Origin of the sequence: Rufibacter roseus, from assembly GCF_001647285.1 — a bacterium.
GTDB lineage: Bacteria > Bacteroidota > Bacteroidia > Cytophagales > Hymenobacteraceae > Nibribacter > Nibribacter roseus.
Map to the genome: position 1 here is coordinate 218,749 of NZ_LRML01000002.1, position 22,052 is coordinate 240,800.

Consider the following 22,052-nt stretch of genomic DNA (forward strand, 5'->3'; position numbering starts at 1 on the left):
TGGCTATAGCTGTTTTTCACCTGTTTTTCAAAAAACAGCTCCAAAAGCCCCTCTCACACTCATGGATGTTATCCGTAAACAAGGCTATTGGAATACCGTCATCTCCACAGTTGGAATGGTGATTGGGTATTTGAATACAGTTTTAGTTCTCCCCTATTTTCTGGCTGATCCTGACAAGGTTGGTTTAACCCGCTTTCTGCTTAGCGTATCACCAGTATTTGCACAGTTCGCGGCTTTAGGCTTTACAAACACAAGTGCCCGTTTTTTCCCTTACTTCCGAGACAGAGACAAACAGCACAACGGGTTTCTTTTCCTGATGCTCATAATTCCCACCATGGGGTTTGTTGTGGTTACCGTTCTTTTTTTGCTCCTAAAACCTGTTGTTTTTGATCTGTACAGAGTGACTTCCCCACTAGCGGTTGACTATTATTACTACATTATTCCGCTAAGCTTTTTCACACTGCTATTCCTGCTGTTAGATGCCTATCTAAGGTCTCTGTATAAAACCATTGTACAGACTTTTTTACAAGACTTTCTGGTACGCGTGCTTACTATGGTTTGTGCCGCCCTTTTTTATTGGGGTTACATAGATTTTCAATGGTTTGTGATCTTATTTATAGCGGCCAACTCTTGTACTGCCTTTATCTGCATTGTTTACTTGCTCTGGCTAAGGCAATTCTTTGTTTTGCCTGGTAAAAACATGTTCCAGATTGTGCCCATTGTTGAAGTGGTGCAATACGGTCTGTATGCCTTTCTGGGAAATATTTCCAGCACCATCATCACCTTTACAGATACCGCCATGATCATGGCCTACAGTGGCTTAGATGATGTGGCCTATTACACCACCGGCTATTTTATCACTAGTGCCATACTGGTCCCTTACCGGTCTATGAATAAAATTTTAAGTCCGCAAGTGGCAGACTTATTTAAGCAGCAAGATATGGGAGCCCTGGCAGCGCTTTATAAGCAAATGACAAGAGTAAACCTTCTCATTGGTTTGTTATTGTTTCTTGGCATTTGGTGCAATGTAGACAACATTTTTGCTCTTATGCCAGAGGAATACAGCGCCGGCCGATATGTGATTCTGTTCATGGGCATTGCCCGTATTTTCGAACTTGCCACCGGTTTGAATGCCATGATACTGGTTACCTCACACAAATACCGTTATGATCTCATCCTGAACATTCTCATGGTGATTCTGGTCATCATTACTAATTATTTACTCATACCTGTTTACGGTATCAGCGGCGCGGCTTTTGCCTCAATGCTGGTCTTTGTTTTAATCAATGTTTTTAGAGTTTCCTTTGTAGCCTTTTTCTTCAGAATGCAACCCTTTGGCTGGGACTCCTTCATGATTCTTATGATTGCAGGAATTGCATTTGGAGCGTCTTGGCTTTTACCTCAGTTGCCTCACCTTTTACTAGACATAGCAGTAAGATCTTTCTTGATTACGTTTGTTTATGCTGGCCTAATATTGCTCCTGAAAGTTGCCCCTGAATTTAATACCGGTTTAAGTAAACTGCTGAAGAAGCAAAACTTTTAGAAAAAGAAGCTTAACTTTCATAAAGTATAAAGTGCAAACAAGATTTATTTATAGTGTTTACTATATCTAATCTAACACCCATGAAATACAAGATCTTATACTTTATTTGTCTTTCTGTTCTTAATGTTATAAATCTCTCTGCCCAAACTACAACTGAGAGGCTGATAGCTCATTACCCATTTGACGGGAATGCCAGAGATGTAGCGGGCAATAACTACCATGCCACTGTAAATGGTGCTATCTTGACCACCAACCGATTCGGAACCCCAAACAGTGCCTACTATTTTGATGGAATCAATGACAACATTATTCTACCCAATAGTTTTGATTTTCTTCCAAAGACAATCAGTTTTTGGTTTAATGCGCACACCATAGACAATTCGTCAAGGGTTATGTATGTTTCTGACAACCCAAATCTAAACTATGGCTTAACCGCCATAGAAGTCAAACAAATTGCCGGTGTTCCTAAAATTGCCACTCATATTACCAGCTCAAGAGATACGGCAGATGTTTCACCCAACACTTGGTACCACTTTGCAATTACCATAAACAGTGACTCCACCCATTTCTATTTAAATGGCGTGAAACTTAAAAGCCGTAAGGTAACAGGCTATCCTAAATCAAACACAGGAGACACTAGAACATTTGTCGGCTCTCACCGGCAGGGCAATACCAACAGCATTTATTTCCATGGGAAAATAGACGATGTAAAAATTTACAACAGAGAATTAACTAAAAACGAAATAAACAAAGAGGCGAGCAGACCACTGCAAATTGACCGCGGGAATGAATTTTGTTTAAAAGAGGGTACAACCCAAATCTTGAAGGCACCAGGTTACGCTAGCTATAAATGGAGTAACGGCTCTACAGCTCCCACTATTGAAGTTAGCCAACCTGGCATTTACAGCTTAGAGGCAAAAGACCAAAGAGGCAACTCTTATTTTGGAGAAATCAATATTGAGGTTTGCCCTACGCCAGACTTCTCCTATACTTTTGATTGCAAAACAAATTCATTCCAGTTTCAGACCGAAATTGATTTTCCTTTTGATAGTTTTCAGTGGCAGATTGAAAACCTTACCATTCAAAATCAGCTGACTGTGTCACACAATTTTTCTCAGGAAGGTAGGCAGCTGGTAAGCCTACATGTGGTTAAGGATGGGATAGAGTTTACTGTTCAGAAGGAAATATTTTATATGCCCACTTCAGAGTCTGACTGCGCAGGTATTACCATCCCCAATATTTTCACACCGAATGGTGACGGTAACAATGACAAATTTGTGGTAAAAGGACTTTTCTGGTGGGGTAGCAGTGAACAGTCTACTTGGCGACTGATCGTGTATGATCGCTGGGGCAGGCAAGTATACCAATCGTCTGATTATAGGAATGACTGGGCAGGAGAAAACATATCAGAAGGCACCTATTATTACCACTTCTCAAATAAAGCTTTGAATCAAAACTACAAAGGCTGGGTTGAGATAGTAAGATAACAGCTTTATTTTCTTAAGGTATGCAGTAATTGCAATAGCGCCTGCTCTCTTTTAATTGCAGGAAAATGTGTGGCAATTCTTTCTCTACACTTTAGACCATCAATAGCCTTAGCATCTGCAATAGCTTTTTTTAGCAACTGCGCCAACAGCGTTGGGTCTTTTTTCGGCAGCACATATCCTGAGTCTCCCACTATGTCTGGCATACCGGCTACATGGCTTACAATTGGCACACAACCACAAAGCATGCTTTCGCTTAGTGCATTGGGAAAACCTTCAGATAGAGAAAGCTGCAGGTAAAAGAAATGTGCACTGTATACCGCCCGCAAATCAGCTAAAGGCATCAATGGTAGCAAAGTAAGATTTTCTGGTTGATCAGGAAATCTATATCCCTCTGGCGCCCCCACAATAGTGAAAACTGCGTCAGGCAATTGTCTGGCCGCTTCTAAAATAAGATCTATGCCTTTTAATTTTTGCGTGAAGCGCATGTGCAATCCAGCACACACCGTCAAAAATGACTTTGGCTTACGAGTTACACCAGAAGCTGGAAGCCAGGCAGTAGGGTTATAGCCATTGTAAACGACCGTATGCGGGGTCTTTAAGCCTGGGCAGTGGTAGCGAAATCCTTGGTAAGGATAATCATTTGGTTGATAAGTGTATTCCTGCCACACAAGCTTTTCATGCACGGGCGCTATGTGAGCCGCCAAGTGGTAAGACCATTTTGTGAAGGTGCCTAATACAGGTTTAGAGAAACAGCCGTAGTTAATGCTAGGGAAAGAAACACAGTCTGTACCACCGGCCATTATTAAAGTCGGTTTTTGGCCTGTTTTCCCAAAAAGAGCCGGAAAAAAGGAATGGTAGCCAGCAAACATGCAAACTAAAATGTCAGCTTCCCAAATATGACGGAGCAAGAAGAGTAGCTGCCCGAACCATGTAAAAGGAGTCTTCCATTTTTTTGATGGGAGAAAACCCATGTGCCGCACCTCATACTGCTGCTCCATCAGCTGCAAGTCTTTCACTACAAAAGAAGAAAGTCCCGGATAGAAATATAACAGTACAGGTTTACGCTCTGACATGCTTCATTACAAAACAGAATTTACAGCCACTTAGAATAAAGATCCTGTAACTTAAGTGACACTTTAGATTTTACCTTTACCTCTGTTGGAACTAACCGTGGCCTTAAAATTATCCATTGGTAATCAAAAGTGGTGGTAAACAGAGAGTAACTCTTCAGTTTTTCCAGATAGAAGCCAGCGGCATAGGTGTTCTGAAGCAATTCGTCTGTATGTATTGGTTGGTCTATCACTTGCAGCAACTCCGGCTGGTGTTCACGCACCCATGTTAGGTACAACGGGTGCGGTATATTGATAGCAACCGTAGAATTTTCATGAAGGTGCTGAGCAATTACCTTAAACAGATGCGGATGCTGCTCCAGTGGTATATGTTCTATGACATCAGGCAGCACTACAAAGTCAAACTTTTCTGGTCGGCTAAAGTCCGTCATGTCCGTAACGGCAAATTCTACATGGCTGAACTGCTGGTTGAATTTGCGAGCCATTTCTATACTTTTTGGGCTAATATCAACGGCTAAGACCTTGCCTTGTGGCGTGGCTTTAGCTATGAGGTGAGTAACCGTGCCTATGCCGCAGCCAATCTCTAATACTTTTGAATCAGCTTTCAGGCCTGCTTTTTTCAGGTTCTTCAGAATAGTCCGGTGCCTAATGTGAATTCCTTTCTTAAACTGCTGCTCGGTATATTCGTCGTAAAAATCTGAAACGGCCATTCTTTTTTTAATTAAAAATTATGAATTAAAAATTAGAAATTTAATGGAAGGAAAAGGGGGTTAAGTGCGAGTTTTAAATTGCAGGCGAAAAGGCAAATTTTCACATGCATTCTCTAACTTATTACCAGCAGATTTCCTCCAAAGTATATTTTTAGTTTCTAGTTTTTAATTGCTCCCGTAGGGAATAAATTCGCTCTATAATCTCCACTACCTTCAGACCTTCCAGTGCGTTGGTGGTGGCGAATGATTTTCCTTTAAGAGTGTCAATTACATTTTCAAAAATGTAATGGTGGTTGGCGGCGCTGCCTTTGTAATGACCATAGTCGTTGGCAGGGTTGCTAGGGGCCAACTCCGGCATTTCATAATCCTGCACATGGCAATACTCCACCTCATTCATGTACTGTCCACCCACTTTTATACTGCCTTTTTCGCCAATAATGGTGATGCTGCTTTCTAAGTTAGTGTCCCACACGGCAGTGGAGTAATTAAGGCAGCCGTTGCCCCCGTTCATAAACTCAAACTGAATGAGCCCGCTGTCTTCAAAATCAGTGAGGGTTTGGTGGGTGTAGTCCATAAACCGGCCACTGATGTTTTTGATGTCACCAAAGAGCCAGTACATGATATCAATAAAGTGACTGAACTGCGTAAACAAGGTTCCACCATCTAATTTCTGATCTCCTTTCCAAGTACCCGCTTTGTAGTAGCGCTCATCGCGGTTCCAGTAGCAGTTAATCTGTACCATAAAAATCTGCCCTAAACGGTTTTCAGAAATCATTTCCTTCAGCCAGAGAGAAGGCGGACTGTAGCGGTTCTGCATCACGCAAAACACCAACTTTGACGTCTGCAAAGATTTGTAGATGATCCGTTCACAGTCTGCCTTACTGAGCGCCATAGGTTTTTCACACACCACATGACAGCTATTCTCCAGCGCCATTATAGCTTGCTCAGCGTGATAGCCATTGGGAGTGCAGACACAGATGACATCAGCCTTGGGCCCCTCGGCAAAGAACTTTTCAGTGCTTTCAAAAAAGGGAACTCCAAAGGCCTCTACTTCCGCCCTACGTGCCGGGTCAGTATCTACCATAGCCACTAATTCACCTTCCGGATACCGCTGTGCCATGGTAGCATGGCGCTTGCCAATATGACCCGCCCCAATGACGGCAAACTTTATTTTGTCTGGCATAAAAAAATTATTGATTCTGTTTTAAGCCTGTTTTTAGAAAAACAGCTCAAAAAGAACTGTTCTATCTCCTGTAAGGAAAACTATAAAACTAATTTTTGAAGAATGCTAAAACGGCTTCTGCTATAAAAGTCTGTTGCTCCTGCGTTAACTCAGTATGCATTGGCAGCGAAATTACCTTTTGGCAAAGATCTTCAGAAACCGGAAAATCTCCTGCTTTGTGTCCTAAGAAGGAATAAGCCTCGTGCAGGTGCAGCGGAACTGGGTAATAGATCATGCTGGGTATTTCCTTCTCATGCAAATAAGCCTTCAAAGCATCCCGGTCTTCTGCGGGCACGCGTAATGTATATTGGTGGAAAACATGGCTGCTGTAAGGTGCTAAAGTGGGTATTTGTATTTGTTCTGCCTCTGCAAAAAATGAATCATAAAACGCAGCCGCTTTCTGCCTGCGCAAAATGAAATCATCTAGGTGCTGCAACTTCACGTCTAACAGGGCTGCCTGTAGCGTATCTAACCTTGAATTTACCCCTACCCTTGAGTAATGGTATTTCTTATGCTGGCCATGGTTGGCCGTTTGCTGTAGTACCAAAGCAATGTCTTCGTCTTGGGTAAAAATAGCCCCTCCATCTCCCATGCATCCTAAATTCTTAGACGGAAAGAATGAAGTTGTTCCCACATGCCCAATAGTGCCGGCAAATGAAGTTCCACCTTCGGCATCAACATATTCTGCACCTATGGCCTGGGCGTTGTCTTCAATGACAAAAAGCTCCTGCGCAATGGCCAGATCCATAATCTCTTCCATGGGCGCACACTGCCCAAAAAGATGAACCGGCATGATAGCTACAGTTTTCTCAGTTATTGCCTCCCTTACCTTGGCAGGGTCTATGCAAAAAGTATCTGGTAGCACATCTACAAACACTGGCTTCAACCCTAATAAGGCTATTACTTCAGCGGTGGCCACATAATTGAAAGCAGGCACAATTACTTCCCCCCCTTGCGGAAGGTCAAGAGCCATCAATGCAATTTGCAGGGCGTCGGTGCCGTTGGCACAAGGCACCACATGCGCCACCTGTAAATAGTTGGAAAGGTTTTGAGCAAAGGTTTTTACCTGAGGGCCATTGATGAAGGCGGTGCTGTCTATTACGGCTTGCATGGCCGCATCAATCTGTGGTTTCAGGCGTTGGTATTGACCTTTTAGGTCTACCATCTGCAATTGATTCATTCAATAAATATTAAGAAGCAAATATAATTAGGGGAAACCGGATGAGAACGGAATTGAACCTATTTATTATAATAATATTATCTTATCTCCAATAGCTTCATTCTACAAAAAGTATAATATTTCATAACTCGACCTCTCACGAAACATCCTAATTTTAAACTCGTTCAAGTCACTAAGAACTTTTAGTAAACACTAAAAAATTACTAAACTATGAAAATTATGAATTTATTTAAAAAACATAGCATAGTGTATTTGGCAGCTTTTCTTATGGCTTTTGGCCAAATAGCTTGTAGCCGCACTGAAACCGGTGAAACTGCCATGACCAGTGATCAGGCTTTTGAAGATTACAGAAGCCATGTTACCGCGTTTGAACAAGACGTGAACCGTGGCTGGGACTCAACCACTACAGACGCTAACGCTCAAATGGAGCAGTGGCGTACCGATTATGACACCAGACGTAATGCCGTAGCCCAGTATGAGGGTGAGTTCGATGAAAGACGCCGTCAGGAATATGAAGAACTGCAAACTAGATACAACAACGCCTGGAATACGCGTGAGCAACAGTACAACACTTGGCGTCAAAATAACCAAAGCGCCGGTATGTCTACTGTAGATATGTCTATGATGGATGAAACTAAAGTTTCATCCTTTAGTTCAGCCCGTGATATCAGAGAAGCTTACGAGGCATTTGTGGCACATGTAGAAGCCAATAAAAACAACTATACCAATGACGACTGGAAAGTTGTTGAGAACTACTGGAATGAGCTTGATGACCGCAAGAATGCATTGCAAAGCCAATTAACCGACAAAGACAAGTGGGAAATTGCAAAGGCTAAAACAAAATATATTACCATGAAGAACGCCAGCAAAGCCGGAAATACTGCCGGTAATGTAGGTTCTAATCTGAAGGAAACTGGTAAAGACGTGAAAGGCGGAGTGAAAGATGCCGGTAAAGCGGTAGGAAACTCTGCTGAGAAAGCAGGTAAAGCAGTAGGGAATACTGCTGAGAAAGCTGCTAATAAAGTAGAAAATGTCATTGATGATGACAAAAACTAATTCATTAACAGAGAAATGAATGTAATGCAAGAGCCTCACCTTTGGTGAGGCTCTTGCTGTTTTAGGCCTGTTTTATAAAAAGTAGCCCTATAACTCACTTCACATATTTTATAAGCAACAAAAGTTTGTACAGGTCAAACAAAAATAAGCTCGGGTTCTCTGATCTCAAATTTCTTCGTAACACCGGCAACAGCCAGTGCAACTGACTTTTCAGCCTTCCCACAAGACCCGTACTTTTTAGTTTGCAGTAAGTCTTGAACAGCATGCTTTCCTGCCCAAGCCCCTCTGTTTTTTGCAGATGCACCAAATTCTCTATCGCCTGTTCTGTTTTTGCCAGAAAAACGTCAGCCGATTCAAGGCCCAGGTGATAAACGTAATTATCAAGATGCTGAACGTCTACCTGTTCCAGTTTTAACCTATGGGCAAATAAAGAGTCTTCATGACCATACCCCTGCACGGCTATGCCGGCCATGGCTGTCAGGAAGACCTGTTTTTTTAACAACAGATTACTGAAGAAAACCCGATCATACGGCGTTTTTTGTCTGTTAAATGAACTTGCCTGCTCTCTGTTTTTACCGTACAACCACCGTAGTTTAGCTTCTCTAGGATATTTTTCTTGATAAGCCACGCCTCCCACCGCTACTGGTGCTTTGCTGTTTTGAATGTACTTAAGTAGAAAATCTTCCTTTGCGGGCAACACGTCATTATCCAAAAATAAAAGCCACTCATATTGGGCTTCCTGCGCCAGTAAATACCTGATTTTGGAGCGGCCAATATTCTCTGCGACTTCTTGGTAGACCACATTTGGCTGAGAAGAAAGACGTTGATTAACTGATTTTACTTCAGCAGATGAGCCATCGTCATACACCCTTATTTCATAAGGAACCGTTAGTGAGGAAGCCTGAAGTAGTAAAGCCTCCACCAGCGGAAGCACGTTTTGGTTATAAACCGGAATAAGAATGGAAATCTCAGAAACCATCTACCAGGTCAAAGGTCTCTTTGGCAGAATCGAGCACCCGCCCCCGCTCGCATTTTAAAATACGGCGCGGATATCGCTTCAGGATATGGTGGTTGTGTGTAGCCATAAGAATGGCGGTACCGCTGTTATTGATTTCCTGAAAGAGCTCCATAATGCCCTGGGTAACGTCTGGGTCAAGGTTTCCAGTAGGCTCGTCTGCGAATAAAATGACAGGTTCATTCAACAGGGCCCGGGCAATAACTACCCGCTGCTGCTCACCACCAGAAAGTTGGTGCGGCATTTTATTGGCGGCAGAGTCAAGCCCCACCCGCATCAGCACTTCAGAAATGCGGTTCTTGATTTTGGAATTATCTTTCCAGCCGGTGGCTTTCAACACAAACCTAAGGTTATCAGAAACGCTACGATCAAACAGTAACTGGAAATCCTGAAAGACTATACCAATTTTACGGCGCAGGTAGGGCACCTGGCTCCAATTGATGGCATGAATATTAAAACCTGCTACCTGCGCGGTTCCCACTTTCAGTGGCAAGTCTGCATACAGCGTTTTAAGCAAGGAGCTTTTCCCGCTTCCGGTACGCCCAACCAAATAAACAAATTCTCCTTTCTCAATGGCAAAGCTCACCTCTGCCAAAATGGTGTTTACCTCTTGGAAGATTGAAACTTTCTGTAACTGAACCACTGAATTAGATGAGAACTCCATAGCAATCTAACACCGGCACTTCTGGGTGCCTTCTTCAAACTTTCTTTAACAACGCAAGAGACAGGGCAGCTGGTGTAGCCCAAACAGAAAAACTAAATGTCCAGCTTCTGCAATTTGCCAAACTCCAGGCTTTCAATAAGGGCAGCCAAAGCTTCTTCTTTTCCGCCAAGTCCATAGCGGTCCATATTCTTCAGAGGCCGGTCTGCTCGAAAATAAGCGATCAGCACGAAGTTTTCATCGCGCAGCTGAATGTAATCCGGAATCTTGGCCTTGCCCTTTACTTTGATGATGTACACACCACTTCAATTATAAATGATTAATGAACAATGACTAATAATTTAATATTTAATCATTGTTCATTAATCATTACTCATTTAAGAATTCGCTTTCTTATGATCAGCCAAGAAGGTAGCTAAACCGCTGTCAGTCAACGGATGCTTCAGCAAGGAGGTGATTACGTTGAGTGGGCATGTCACTACGTCAGCACCAATTTCAGCGCACTGCACCAGGTGCATTACGTGACGCACAGAAGCAGCTAGTACCTCGGTTGGGTAGCCGTAGTTGCCGTAGATCTGCACAATCTGCTCAATTAAAGCTAAGCCATCGGTAGAGATATCATCTAAGCGACCTACAAACGGAGACACATACGTTGCTCCAGCTTTGGCGGCAAGCAAAGCCTGACCTGCCGAGAAAACAAGGGTACAGTTAGTCTTGATACCTTTGTCAGTGAAATACTTAATAGCTTTCACACCATCTTTAATCATGGGCACTTTCACCACAATATTCGGGTGCAGTTGGGCCAACTCCTCCCCTTCCTTGATCATGGTAGCATAATCAGTGGCAATCACTTCGGCACTGATGTCACCGTCCACAATTTCGCAGATGGCTTTGTAATGCTTCATGACATTGTCGTATCCAACAATACCTTCTTTGGCCATCAAAGAGGGGTTGGTGGTCACTCCGTCTAAAACTCCCAAATTATGGGCTTCGCGGATATCGTTTAGATTGGCGGTATCAATGAAAAATTTCATAGCTAATTAAGGTTGTGAAACACAAATCTAATTCAATCCGGTTTAAAACCGAATTGCTTACAAAAGTATTTTGCAAGAAGATAAACGAATAATGAGGATGCCCTAGAGATAGATACTAGGTCTGACGCTGTTTTAGTGCCATTTTTAAAAAAACAGGCTTAAAGCAGGCACTTAAAGAACTTGACTGGCTTGAGCAAAAAGGCAGAAGCCGTTGAGGTATGGGCAAAAAAAAGCGGCAAACCGAGTATCGCGCCGCTCAACCACCTACCCTTGCTCCCTTCCGGGCCTGGGGGAGTTCAGCAGGAGCTGGCCGTACCGATTTGCCGCTGCAAAGATACGAAGCCTTTTATTCAGTACAAGCTGTTTTTGGCTTATTTTTCTAAAAACAAACTTAAACCAGCCGTTCAGATGATTAATTACCTGATCATCAGCAATCCTTTATTTTAGGTTTTTTAACTTTAGAAATTGCTTTTCGGCAACCTCCCCTTTTAAAGCACCTGTTTTGCCACAAAGCATAGAAGCCGTTTAGTGGCTGATTTTTGTAAACCAACCTCTAAACGGCTTATTTCTATAACACGAAATTCTTTACCTTTCTTGGTAAGACTTTACATTCTGGAAAGAGATAGTAAGATTTCTATTCGAGCCGCTAGATTTGAAAACATTTCCCGCTCTATTTGGGAAGGCGTAGTCAGGCACGTAATATTCAAGGCCTAATTTAAGTTCTTTTACTTCACCGTTTAAAACATTGGTAGAGGCATTGAAATCCAAAGAAATTGTTCCGTCTAAAACAGAAAGACAACCAGGCGCTAAGGCAGCACTTCCATCTTTAAAACTCTGCCCATTCTGTACGCAAACTTGTGAGGCATCTTTTAAAGAAAGAGTAGCCGGCAAATTTTTTATAGTGCGGTTCTTGAAGTGAAAAGAAACCCATGACCGTTCTTGCACGCTGGAGGTATCTTTGAAAAACAAGGTCACTCCTCCATTTTCTTCATAATAATAGGCCTGCAGCTTATTTTGAGCCTCAACCTTATATGTTTTATCCTTGTAGGTTTGGTAAAGATCTGGGTTAGAGCTTTGAAAAAAAGCATCTACTTTAATACTATCTACTAACGTAAAGCTGGAGGTAGTGGTGCCTACCAACGGAGACGGTTCCAGAGAGTCTGTGTCTGCATCACAACTGGTCAGCATGAGAGCGCCACACAATAAGCTGAGGCTGGCGCGCAAAGGGAAGCGTAAATATTTTAACATAAAGGGTAGAGTAGTGGCTATAACATTTGAGATATTTTCTCAGATAAGTTTCTTACAAAATACGTGCCTGAATTAAAGCACTCACTAATTAATTTTGATAAATAGATAATGAAGGATTTAGTCTTTGCTTTGGCTATGCTCCACTATAGACAAACAATACCTCCATCTCCCCTATTCTGCCTGTTTTTTGATTTTCATGTTTCAACTCCCCCACTTACCTTTGCACATGCCAGAAAAGATACTCATCCTCGATTTCGGGTCACAGTATACCCAGCTGATTGCCCGTCGCGTTCGCGAGCTCAACGTTTACTGCGAAATTCATCCTTACAATAATATTCCTGACATCACCCCTGATATAAAAGGCCTAATTCTCTCCGGTAGCCCTTGCTCAGTGCGTGATGCGGATTACCCAAACCCAGATTTGTCTGCTTTTTTGGGTGAAATGCCTGTTTTGGGCGTTTGTTACGGAGCGCAACTCATGGCGCAAGAGGGCGGCGGTGAAGTAATTCCCTCCACCATCAGAGAATATGGCCGAGCCAAACTGCAGCAGGTAGACCAGCACAACCGCTTGTTCAAAGAGATTCCGGTTGGTTCACAAGTCTGGATGAGCCACGGCGACACCATCAAGCAAATAGCCGATAACTTTGAGATTATTGCCAGCACAGAGTCAGTGCAGGTGGCGGCGTACAAAGTCAAAGATCAAGAAACCTACGGTATTCAGTTCCACCCAGAGGTAACCCACTCTACAGAGGGCAAGCGTCTGCTCCGGAACTTTGTAGTGCATATCTGCGGCTGCTCCCAAGACTGGACTCCGGACATGTTCATTGAAAACACGGTGGCGGAACTGCGTGAGAAGATTGGCAATGACAAAGTTATATTGGGCTTATCGGGCGGAGTAGACTCAAGCGTGGCCGCCATGCTTATTCACCAGGCCATCGGTAAGAACTTGTACTGCATATTCGTAGACAACGGCCTGCTACGCAAGAATGAGTTTGAAGACGTGCTTCATTCTTACAAAGACATGGGTCTCAACGTGAAAGGCGTAGATGCCAAAGAGCAATTCTACAGCGCCCTTTCCGGACTAACTGACCCTGAAGCCAAGCGTAAGGCTATTGGCAGGGTTTTTATAGAAGTGTTTGACCAGGAGTCGCACCAGGTGGAAGATGCCAAGTGGCTGGGCCAAGGCACTATATACCCAGATGTAATTGAGTCTGTGTCAGTAAAAGGCCCATCGGCTACTATTAAATCGCACCACAACGTTGGCGGTTTGCCAGACTTCATGAAACTGAAAGTAGTGGAGCCGCTAAATACTTTGTTTAAAGACGAAGTGAGAATTGTGGGCAAGACATTGGGCATTGATGATACCATCATTGGTCGCCATCCTTTCCCTGGCCCGGGCTTGGCAATTCGTATTTTAGGTGATATCACTCCGGAGAAAGTGGCTATACTGCAAGAGGTAGACCACATCTTCATTTCTTCGTTAAAGAAGACCGGTTTATATGACCAGGTATGGCAGGCCGGAGCTATGCTGTTGCCTATCCAGAGCGTAGGAGTAATGGGCGATGAGCGTACCTATGAGCGCGTGGTGGCGCTGCGGGCTGTGACCAGCGTTGACGGCATGACCGCCGACTGGTGCCATTTGCCGTATGAATTTCTGGCAGATGTCTCCAATGAAATAATCAATAAAGTACGCGGCGTGAACCGCGTAGTGTATGACATCAGCTCCAAACCACCGGCCACTATTGAGTGGGAATAGTGTTTTAGACCTATTTTTCAAAAAACGATGAGAAAACGAATTGTTCTTGCCGCAGCTGTTTTTGCTTTTAGTCTGAACCTACAGGCCCAAAGCAACGCTGAACAAAATACGCGTCTGCAAAACGGAAAGCTCTTGGTAGACCAGCAAAAGTACCAGCTGGCTATGACTGAATTGTTGCCATTAACCACTGGCACCTCTTCTGATGCCCTTGCCGCCGATGCCGCTTATTTGTACAGCGTTGCCGCGTCTAAGCAAAAAAATTGGGCCGAAGCCGACCGCATGCTCAATCAGCTCATCACGCAGTACCCCACCTGGGCAAACATTAATGACGCCCGTTACCTTCTGGGGCAGGTACTTTTTGAGAAAAAGGAATATCTGCGGGCGCTAAATGCGCTTCAGACTATCACCAGTGCTGAGTTACAGGATGAGGTGGCAGCCATGAAACGGCATTACATGATGCTGCTCACTGACAAAAACACCTTCCAATACCTGTTGCGCCAGTTTTCTGATGATGCCACCCTTGCCCGTGCGTATGCCGATAAGTTGGTAAGCGGCTGGTATACCTCCGCAGACAAAACTCAGCTGGAAGATTTGGTTCGAAAGTTCAACTTAAACCGCAGTTATCTGCAACGCACTGCCGCCATCAAAAAAAATGAGTACAACGTGGCGGTTATGCTTCCGTTCAACGTGACGGAACAGGGCGTGCAGGTAGATAAGCGAAATTTGTTTGTCACCGACTTCTATGCCGGTATTCTGTCAGCGCAAGATTCATTGCAGAAGCAAGGAGCCCGCATCAATCTGTTCCCATATGACACCAGCAATGATACGGCTCAGGTACGCCAGGTAATGGAATTACCGGAATTAGCCTCAATGGATTTGATCATTGGCCCTGTGTTTAAAGTGAATAGTGCCTTTGCCTCCAAAATTGCCAAAGAACGGAACCTGAATATGGTCAACCCTTTCTCAGACGATTTGGACATTACCTTCGGCAATCCCTTCATGTACATGATGGAGACCTCTCTGGCTACCCAAGGCAAACGGGCAGCGGCTTATGCTTACCAAGCCTTCCCTAATAAAACGGCCGTAGTGGTTTTTGACAGCACGCCAAATGATACCACTTTCGCCGGTAATTTCCGGAGAGCCTACATTGCTTTAGGCGGGAAAGTGGTGGCTTACCAGAAAATAAATTCTAAAAGCGGGGCCAACATGAGCAGTGCACTGGGCAACGTAAACCTGAAGGATTTAGGGGTGCTGGTAGTGCAGTCCTCGGCTGCCAATGTTTCTAACAGTACCGTCAGCTTTTTAGAACAGCGGGCATCTAAAGTTCCCGTTCTGGTTCCCTCAGCCTGGTTAGAGATGAACCAAATAAGTTTATCACAGTTAGACTTTCTGGAAATGTATTTCCATTACCCAAAATACATTGATCCTGAAAACTCAAATGTACAGCAGTTTAAACGTGCCTATGCCAGAAAATACAACCTGCCGCCATCTAATTTTACTTACTCAGGCTTCGAGTTAATGAATTACTATGGCAAACAGCTGCAGGAAAAAGGCTACAGTGCTCCTTTGAAGCTAAGTCCTGTTCAGCCCGGAGTGTTTTACCAAGGCATTGGCTACTTTAACAGCAGCACCGGCCAGCAGATGCAAGACAACCAATACCTCCCCATCCTGAAACTGGAGAATGGCAGGCTTTTGGTTATGAATCCAGCTTTTTAATTTTTAGACGCAAGAAACAAGACATAAGATTTAAGATTATAAATTTCTTGTGTCTTACGTCTTGTGTCTTAATTCCCTAAACTATGTCACTTACACATACTACCAGTCAAGAACTTTTTCAACGGGCGCAGCAGTCTATTCCCGGAGGCGTGAATTCGCCGGTGCGGGCGTTTAGGGCGGTGGGCGGCCAGCCGCTTTTCCTGAAATCTGCCAAAGGTGCTTTTTTGTATGACGAAGACGGCAATCAGTACCTTGACATGATTAACTCATGGGGCCCTATGATTTTGGGGCACGCACATGAGATTATAGAAAAGGCTGTGCGTGATGCGTTGCCTGGCTCACTTTCTTTTGGGGCGCCCACTAAACGCGAGGTGGAAATGGCTGAGTTGATCATCAGCATGATTCCGAGCGTGGAAAAGGTACGGATGGTAAATTCCGGTACAGAGGCCACCATGAGCGCCATTCGGGTTGCCAGAGGCTATACTAACCGTGATAAGATTATCAAATTTGAAGGCTGCTACCACGGTCACGGCGACTCCTTCTTAATTGCTGCCGGTAGCGGAGCGGTTACGTTAGGTGTGCCAGATAGCCCAGGCGTGACAAAAGGCGTGGCAAACGATACTCTTACTGCCCCATACAATGACCTGGCTGCTGTTCAAACCTTGATTGACGCAAATCCCGCACAAATTGCCGCCATTATCTTGGAGCCAGTTGTAGGCAACATGGGCTTAGTACCTCCTGCCGAAGGTTTCCTGCAAGGTCTCCGCGACTTGTGTACCAAAGAAGGCATCGTTTTTATTTTTGACGAAGTAATGACAGGTTTTAGGTTGGCCAGAGGTGGCGCCCAAGAACTGTTCGGTGTTACCCCAGATTTGACCACCTTGGGTAAAATTATTGGCGGAGGCATGCCCGTAGGTGCTTACGGCGGAAAAAAGGAAATTATGAACGCGGTGGCTCCTGCCGGTCCTGTTTATCAGGCTGGTACTCTTTCTGGCAACCCAATTGCCATGTCTGCTGGTTTGGCGGCTTTAACATATTTGAATGAGCACGTTGAGGTGTATACGCAATTACAGCAGATCTCTGACAAACTGGTGACCGGCACCAAAAAGAACATGCAAGAGTTGGGGATGAATTATACGCTGAACCAGGTGGGCTCTATGTTCAGTCTGTTTTTCACAGAGCAGCCGGTAACAGATTTCGCTTCGGCTAAGACTTCTGACTTGCAGCTATTTGGTAAGTATTTCCATGAGATGCTGCAGCGAGGCATTTATCTGGCTCCGTCGCAATTTGAAACGCTTTTTGTTTCCGCCGCAGTTACCGATGAGTTGGCTGAACAATATTTGACTGCTAACAGAGAAGCAATTCAGGCAATAAAGGCTTAGGTTAAATCAACTAAGAGTACAGAAAGGCGCTGGAGAAATTCAGCGCTTTTCTGTTTTTGACCTGTTTTCAGAAAATCATGTCGAAAACAGACTGATAGTGGTATAGAAAGTACAACTTGCTTATCTTAGTTCATCATCAATGACTCTTCTATGTCCGCTACCCCCCACCCCAACGCCTTCAACATCAACATTTACATTACCGAAGCCGACATTGATGCTTTAGGCCACGTAAACAACGTGGTGTACCTGCGTTGGGTACAGGAGGTCTCGGCGGCACACTGGGCTACTGTAGCCCCACCCGAAATGCAGGAGAAATATCTGTGGGTGGTGCTTCGGCACGAAATAGATTTCTATAAACCCGCTCTTTTGCAAGATACTGTCTCTGGCTTCACGTGGGTGGGTAATCACCATGGAGCAAAGTTTGAGCGTTACGTGAGCCTGTACAAAGCAGGAACTGAAACCTTGCTGGCAGCTGCTAAGACTACCTGGTGCCTTTTAGACGCGCAAACCATGCGCCCAAAACGTATTGAATCAGATGTTCTTTCGGTATTGTAGTTACCATTTTATTCTACTAACTAAAATTCCAAACTTCACCCACTTAGCTGCTTTTGTATTCCCTTTGATGTTCATTTAAAGATCACATGAATTTAAGAAAACTTACTCTAGCCCTTTTGCTGCTCATTTGCTCGTTGCAGCCTCAGCACAGTTTGTGAAAAAGCATGGTGCTTTACAGGTAGACGGAACACAGCTGAAAGATCAGCATGGGCAACCTATTGTGCTCAGAGGCATGAGCTTTGGCTGGCATAACTTCTGGCCTAGGTTCTATACTCCAGAAACAGTGAGCTGGCTTAAGAAAGACTGGAAGATAAATGTGATCAGAGCCGCCATGGGCATTGAGCCGAAAGACGGTTACCTGCAAAAGCCGGAATGGTCAAAAGAAAAAATAAAGATGGTGGTAGACGCCGCCATCAAAGAAGACATATACGTGATCATTGACTGGCACAGCCACGGCATCCAACTAGAAGAGGCAAAAGCTTTTTTTAAAGAAATGGCGCAAACCTATGGAAAGCACCCCCACGTTATCTATGAAATCTTCAATGAGCCAGACCAGGAAACTTGGCCTGAGGTAAAGGCATATTCAAAAGAAGTCATTTCTATCATTAGAGCCATTGATCCTGATAACATCATTTTAGTAGGCACTCCGCACTGGGACCAGGACGTACATTTAGCCGCCGACGACCCTATCAAGGGAATAAACAACCTCATGTACACCCTCCATTTTTATGCGGCAACCCACAAAGAGGAGTTGCGCAAGCGCGGTGACTATGCCCTTAGCAAGGGGCTTCCACTGTTTATTTCAGAGTCTGCGGGAATGGAGGCCTCTGGTGATGGCCCCTTAAACGAAAAAGAGTGGCAGCGCTGGATTGACTGGGCCGAGAAAAACAAGATCAGCTGGGTTACCTGGTCTGTCTCAGATAAAGACGAAACCTGCTCCGTGTTACTTCCCTCGGCCTCTTCTACCGGCAACTGGAAAGACAGTGATTTGAAACCTTCTGGCCTGAAGACAAGGGCTCTTCTCAGAAAGTATAACAAATAAAGTTCCTGTCACATAGTTAAAGCTCTCAGACCTGCCCCAGAGATTAATTGAGAAATGTCTTTGGGGCTTTTTTGTGCTCCTTTTCCAAAAACTGAGGTAAAACGTTGGAACCCACTGCAGCCTTGGCAAGTCCGGGAAATTCAGTGTACCTTGCAAGGTAAAATAGCAATACTCCGCATGATACTCACCGACCTTCAGATACTGGAAGAAATTGAAAAAGGCACCATTTTAATTGAGCCTTATGACCGCAGCTTTTTAGGCACCAACTCTTATGATGTGCATTTAGGAAAGTATTTGGCCTCTTATAAAGATGAAGTGCTGGATGCTCGCAAACACAATGAAATAGATGTGTTTGAAATACCTGAGGAAGGCTTTGTGTTAGAACCTGGAAGACTTTATTTAGGTGTTACCGAAGAGTATACTGAAACGCATGCACATGTGCCTTTTCTGGAAGGAAAGTCTAGCGTGGGCAGGCTAGGGATTGATATACATGCCACTGCTGGTAAAGGGGACGTGGGCTTCTGCAACCACTGGACTTTAGAGATTTCAGTAAGCCAGAAAGTACGGGTGTATCACAACATGCCTATTGGCCAATTAATTTACTTTGAAGTGAAAGGTGGTATTGAAAACTACTACAACAAGAAGAGCAACGCAAAGTATAACCAGCGGTCGGTGTACCCGGTTGAGTCCATGATGTGGAAGAACAAGTTTTAACTCTCTCGGCATAGGTAACAAGGCTACAGTTGCAGCATTTTAAGAAGCGGATTGTAATACAAGAAGAACTTTAGAGCTACTGCTCATTTTTGAGGCGCTGGATAGAACTAACTGCCCTTGGTCACGTTTATTTTTTAGAGGAAAAGCCAACTATTTCGCCTTCGGTTTTGTTATAAAATAGATGGCACGAGAATTGTGTTATAACTCTCAAAACTGAAAGACTATGAAAAATTTTGTGTATACCTTGGCCCTAGTTTTATTTGTTTGTGTGGGTGCATTCGCTCAAAACACACAAACAGCTGAACAGCGTGCCAGAAACCTATCTGATAAAATGATCCGTGACTTGCAGCTGAATAACTACCAGTCAAAGAAGTTGCGGGCAATTAATCTGGACAAAGCCAAAAAGATGGCTGAGTTTGAAAGAATGTACGCTGGAAACCCAGCTGAACTGGAGAAGTGTTACAAAGGTCTTTGTAAAGAACGCGACAAAGAGCTAGAGGATTTTTTGAGCACCGCTCAGTATTCACAGTACTATAGCACTCGTAAATCTTTCAACTCGTATGACCAAGAATATGCTCTTAAGCTGAAAAAAGAAAATGCCAAAGTTGCCAAAACATTGGTAGCTGAAGACAGCAAAGACGCTAAACGAACCTTCCCTCAACCGGAAGTAGCGGTAATTAAAGAAGGGACAGCTAAAAACTAATTAGCTTGAACAGTAACAAAAAAGCCACCTTAAGGTGGCCTTTTTTGTTACTGAGGGTTTTGGGCAGCATTACGTTTTTGCTGCTCCTCTACGTGCTTCATAAGTTCCTGGCACAGGCTGCGCATTTTCTCGGCCATCAGCTTATCATTGGTAGCCGCCTCTAAACTTTGGGCCATGGCGCCAAGGGTATCAATGTAGAAGTACTTCATTTCATCTACTGGCATGTCCTTCGTCCAAAGGTCAATTTTCATGGTTCCGGTGTCATTGCGGTCCCAAAGGGCAATGTTGATGGCTTTAGCGAAATGGATATCTTCGCCAGCATCAGTGGCTCTCCAGCTGATGGCTTCTGGTACACGTTGATCGTCTAAGGCTATGCTGAAGTGTATTTCTGATTTCTTCATTTGTTTCATGGTATTAGCGCTGCCGCGCCGGTTACTAAACTGCAAAGGTAAAATGTTTTTCGCAGTTATGGCAGGCTTAATTCTTTTGAGTTCACCTTCTGTTTCAGGCATACTTTTAGAAAAACAGGCTAAAAACAGAAGTTGCCCCCATAAATTAAACAAGAAGGCCTCCTGAAGAAATATCAGGAGGCCTTCTTGTTTAATTTATTATTCTATGTACTAAACGTAGTTATTCAGCATTACCGGCATTACCAGCATCAAGATGTTTTCATCTTCATCGTTGGTGGCAGGCATTAACAAACCAGCCCGGTTAGGGGTAGAAAGCTCTAAAGTGATTTCATCTGAATCCATGTTGTTCAGCATCTCGGTCAGGAATTTAGCATTGAATCCTATTTCCATGTCTTCGCCGTCATACTGGCAAGTTAAGCGCTCACTGGCTTCGTTAGAGAAATCAAGATCCTCGGCTGAAATCTGCAACTCACTGCCGGTGATGCGAAGGCGAACCTGGTGCGTAGTCTTGTTTGAATAGATAGAGATACGCTTCACTGAGCTAAGGAAATCATAGCGGTCAATGCTCAGTTTGTTCGGGTTCTGCACCGGAATCACGTTCTCGTAATCTGGGTAACGCTCATCAATCAGGCGGCAAATCATCCGGATGTTGTCAAAGCTGAAGAACGCGTTAGAGGTGTTAAATTCTACTCTCACAGCCGTAGCCTCACTTGGCAAGGTAGACTTAAGCAGGTTGAACGCTTTTTTTGGAATGATGATAGAGGTGGTGTTCTCGCTGCTAACATCGTTGCGGCGGTAACGCAACAAACGGTGACCATCTGTGGCTACAAACGTGATGTTTCCGCTGTTCAACTGCACAAAAATACCCGTCATGGCCGGACGAAGCTCATCGTTGCTTACCGCAAAAATGGTTTTGTTGATAGCCCGGCTCAACACGTTAGATGGAATCTCTATGGCATTGCCCCCACGCACCACCGGCACTTTAGGGAAGTCGGTGGCGTTTTCGCCAGACAGTTTATAACGACCGTTAGAAGAACTGATCTCAATGGTGTACGTTTCCTCGTCAATGGTGAAAGTTACCGGTTGGTCTGGCAGGTTCTTTAGCGTATCAATCAAGATACGGGCTGGTGCGGCAATACGACCGTTCTCACGAGCTTCTACATGTATCTCCGTCATCATGGAGGTTTCCAGGTCACTGGCCGTAATAGTCAAAACACCATCGTTGATTTCGAACAGGAAGTTCTCCAGAATAGGCACCACCGGATTGTTGGCTACTACTCCGTTAATGCTGGTGAGCTGCTTTAGCAGCGCCGTAGAAGATACAATGAATTTCATGCTTTATAGTCGTTTAGCGAAAGGTCTATTATCGAGCAAAGTTAGCCAAAAATGCATTTTTTCCTACCCCTAGCTATTGGTTTGTTTTCAACTATTCTGTTTTAGAGCTGAATTTTCTAAAACAGGCCTAAAACGCAAAAGCGTTGTGCGGCACCCTTTACAAATAGTGCCGCACAACGCTTAATAAAGGGTTTTCTATGTTCCCTCTTTTCT

The 22,052-nt window shown here is 44.1% G+C and carries 21 protein-coding genes and 1 other RNA gene; 10 read left to right on the forward strand and 12 right to left on the reverse strand.

The annotated features are described in order from the left end of the window. Positions 1–61: 61 nt before the first annotated feature. Both A8O23_RS02845 and A8O23_RS02850 read left to right on the forward strand, forming a co-directional pair. Positions 62–1,543 (forward strand): lipopolysaccharide biosynthesis protein, encoded by a 1,482-nt coding sequence (locus A8O23_RS02845; RefSeq protein ID WP_066616253.1) that lies wholly within the window; start codon positions 62–64, stop codon positions 1,541–1,543. A gap of 80 nt (positions 1,544–1,623) precedes the next feature. Beyond that, the gene (locus A8O23_RS02850; protein WP_066616255.1) at positions 1,624–3,030 is read left to right on the forward strand and encodes a LamG-like jellyroll fold domain-containing protein; all 1,407 of its coding nucleotides are present in this window, start codon (positions 1,624–1,626) and stop codon (positions 3,028–3,030) included. A 5-nt stretch (positions 3,031–3,035) separates the two neighbouring features. On the opposite strand, the gene A8O23_RS02855 is transcribed toward A8O23_RS02850, so the two are convergent. The 4 genes from A8O23_RS02855 to A8O23_RS02870 all read right to left on the reverse strand — a co-directional run bounded on the left by A8O23_RS02855 (position 3,036) and on the right by A8O23_RS02870 (position 7,212). After that, positions 3,036–4,103, reverse strand: coding sequence for a glycosyltransferase family 4 protein (locus A8O23_RS02855; protein WP_082882874.1), 1,068 nt, complete (start codon positions 4,101–4,103; stop codon positions 3,036–3,038). Positions 4,104–4,123: 20 nt separating this feature from the next. After that, the gene (locus tag A8O23_RS02860) at positions 4,124–4,810 is read right to left on the reverse strand and encodes a class I SAM-dependent methyltransferase (RefSeq protein ID WP_066616257.1); all 687 of its coding nucleotides are present in this window, start codon (positions 4,808–4,810) and stop codon (positions 4,124–4,126) included. A 151-nt stretch (positions 4,811–4,961) separates the two neighbouring features. Beyond that, complete coding sequence (locus tag A8O23_RS02865) at positions 4,962–5,993, reverse strand: Gfo/Idh/MocA family protein (protein ID WP_066616260.1); 1,032 nt, start codon at positions 5,991–5,993, stop codon at positions 4,962–4,964. An 88-nt stretch (positions 5,994–6,081) separates the two neighbouring features. After that, the gene (locus tag A8O23_RS02870; protein ID WP_066616262.1) at positions 6,082–7,212 is read right to left on the reverse strand and encodes a DegT/DnrJ/EryC1/StrS family aminotransferase; all 1,131 of its coding nucleotides are present in this window, start codon (positions 7,210–7,212) and stop codon (positions 6,082–6,084) included. Between the two features lie 219 nt (positions 7,213–7,431). Here A8O23_RS02870 and A8O23_RS02875 point away from each other — a divergent pair, with 219 nt between their 5' ends. After that, complete coding sequence (locus tag A8O23_RS02875) at positions 7,432–8,268, forward strand: DUF6565 domain-containing protein (protein ID WP_153042056.1); 837 nt, start codon at positions 7,432–7,434, stop codon at positions 8,266–8,268. A 94-nt stretch (positions 8,269–8,362) separates the two neighbouring features. Here the strand turns inward: A8O23_RS02875 and A8O23_RS02880 are convergent, their stop codons facing one another. The 6 genes from A8O23_RS02880 to A8O23_RS02905 form a co-directional block, all read right to left on the reverse strand. Next, positions 8,363–9,247 carry a glycosyltransferase family 2 protein gene (locus A8O23_RS02880; RefSeq protein ID WP_066616267.1) on the reverse strand — a complete coding sequence of 295 codons (885 nt, stop codon included), beginning with the start codon at positions 9,245–9,247 and terminating at the stop codon, positions 8,363–8,365. Further along, on the reverse strand, positions 9,237–9,947 hold the full coding sequence (locus A8O23_RS02885) for a cell division ATP-binding protein FtsE (RefSeq protein WP_066616270.1): 711 nt from the start codon (positions 9,945–9,947) through the stop codon (positions 9,237–9,239). The genes A8O23_RS02880 and A8O23_RS02885 overlap by 11 nt, the downstream gene beginning before the upstream one ends. Before the next feature lie 92 nt (positions 9,948–10,039). Then, positions 10,040–10,243 (reverse strand): fructose-6-phosphate aldolase, encoded by a 204-nt coding sequence (locus A8O23_RS02890; RefSeq protein ID WP_066616273.1) that lies wholly within the window; start codon positions 10,241–10,243, stop codon positions 10,040–10,042. A gap of 78 nt (positions 10,244–10,321) precedes the next feature. Next, on the reverse strand, positions 10,322–10,978 hold the full coding sequence (fsa, locus tag A8O23_RS02895; protein WP_066616276.1) for a fructose-6-phosphate aldolase: 657 nt from the start codon (positions 10,976–10,978) through the stop codon (positions 10,322–10,324). 228 nt (positions 10,979–11,206) lie between these two features. Continuing rightward, positions 11,207–11,306, reverse strand: an RNA gene (gene ffs, locus A8O23_RS02900) — signal recognition particle sRNA small type. A 257-nt stretch (positions 11,307–11,563) separates the two neighbouring features. Continuing rightward, the gene (locus A8O23_RS02905; RefSeq protein ID WP_153042057.1) at positions 11,564–12,226 is read right to left on the reverse strand and encodes a hypothetical protein; all 663 of its coding nucleotides are present in this window, start codon (positions 12,224–12,226) and stop codon (positions 11,564–11,566) included. 226 nt (positions 12,227–12,452) lie between these two features. Between A8O23_RS02905 and guaA the strand changes: the two genes are divergently transcribed. From guaA to A8O23_RS02940, 7 genes are all read left to right on the forward strand, one after another. Then, a complete protein-coding gene (guaA, locus tag A8O23_RS02910) occupies positions 12,453–13,982 on the forward strand; it encodes a glutamine-hydrolyzing GMP synthase (protein WP_066616282.1) in 1,530 nt (509 codons plus the stop codon). A gap of 27 nt (positions 13,983–14,009) precedes the next feature. Then, entirely contained in the window at positions 14,010–15,698 is a 1,689-nt protein-coding gene (locus A8O23_RS02915) for an ABC transporter substrate-binding protein (RefSeq protein ID WP_066616290.1), read from the forward strand. Positions 15,699–15,781: 83 nt separating this feature from the next. Continuing rightward, entirely contained in the window at positions 15,782–17,080 is a 1,299-nt protein-coding gene (gene hemL, locus A8O23_RS02920; protein WP_066616293.1) for a glutamate-1-semialdehyde 2,1-aminomutase, read from the forward strand. A gap of 150 nt (positions 17,081–17,230) precedes the next feature. Beyond that, positions 17,231–17,635: an acyl-CoA thioesterase gene (locus A8O23_RS02925; RefSeq protein WP_066616296.1), complete on the forward strand. Its 405-nt coding sequence runs from the start codon at positions 17,231–17,233 to the stop codon at positions 17,633–17,635. Between the two features lie 154 nt (positions 17,636–17,789). Beyond that, entirely contained in the window at positions 17,790–18,677 is an 888-nt protein-coding gene (locus tag A8O23_RS02930) for a glycoside hydrolase family 5 protein (RefSeq protein ID WP_239693317.1), read from the forward strand. 177 nt (positions 18,678–18,854) lie between these two features. Then, positions 18,855–19,391, forward strand: coding sequence for a dCTP deaminase (gene dcd / locus A8O23_RS02935; RefSeq protein WP_066616951.1), 537 nt, complete (start codon positions 18,855–18,857; stop codon positions 19,389–19,391). Between the two features lie 223 nt (positions 19,392–19,614). Then, the gene (locus A8O23_RS02940; protein WP_066616303.1) at positions 19,615–20,094 is read left to right on the forward strand and encodes a hypothetical protein; all 480 of its coding nucleotides are present in this window, start codon (positions 19,615–19,617) and stop codon (positions 20,092–20,094) included. A 47-nt stretch (positions 20,095–20,141) separates the two neighbouring features. On the opposite strand, the gene gldC is transcribed toward A8O23_RS02940, so the two are convergent. Then, positions 20,142–20,495, reverse strand: coding sequence for a gliding motility protein GldC (gldC, locus tag A8O23_RS02945; protein WP_066616954.1), 354 nt, complete (start codon positions 20,493–20,495; stop codon positions 20,142–20,144). A gap of 219 nt (positions 20,496–20,714) precedes the next feature. Then, positions 20,715–21,839, reverse strand: coding sequence for a DNA polymerase III subunit beta (dnaN, locus tag A8O23_RS02950; RefSeq protein ID WP_066616306.1), 1,125 nt, complete (start codon positions 21,837–21,839; stop codon positions 20,715–20,717). Between the last annotated feature and the right edge of the window lie 213 nt (positions 21,840–22,052).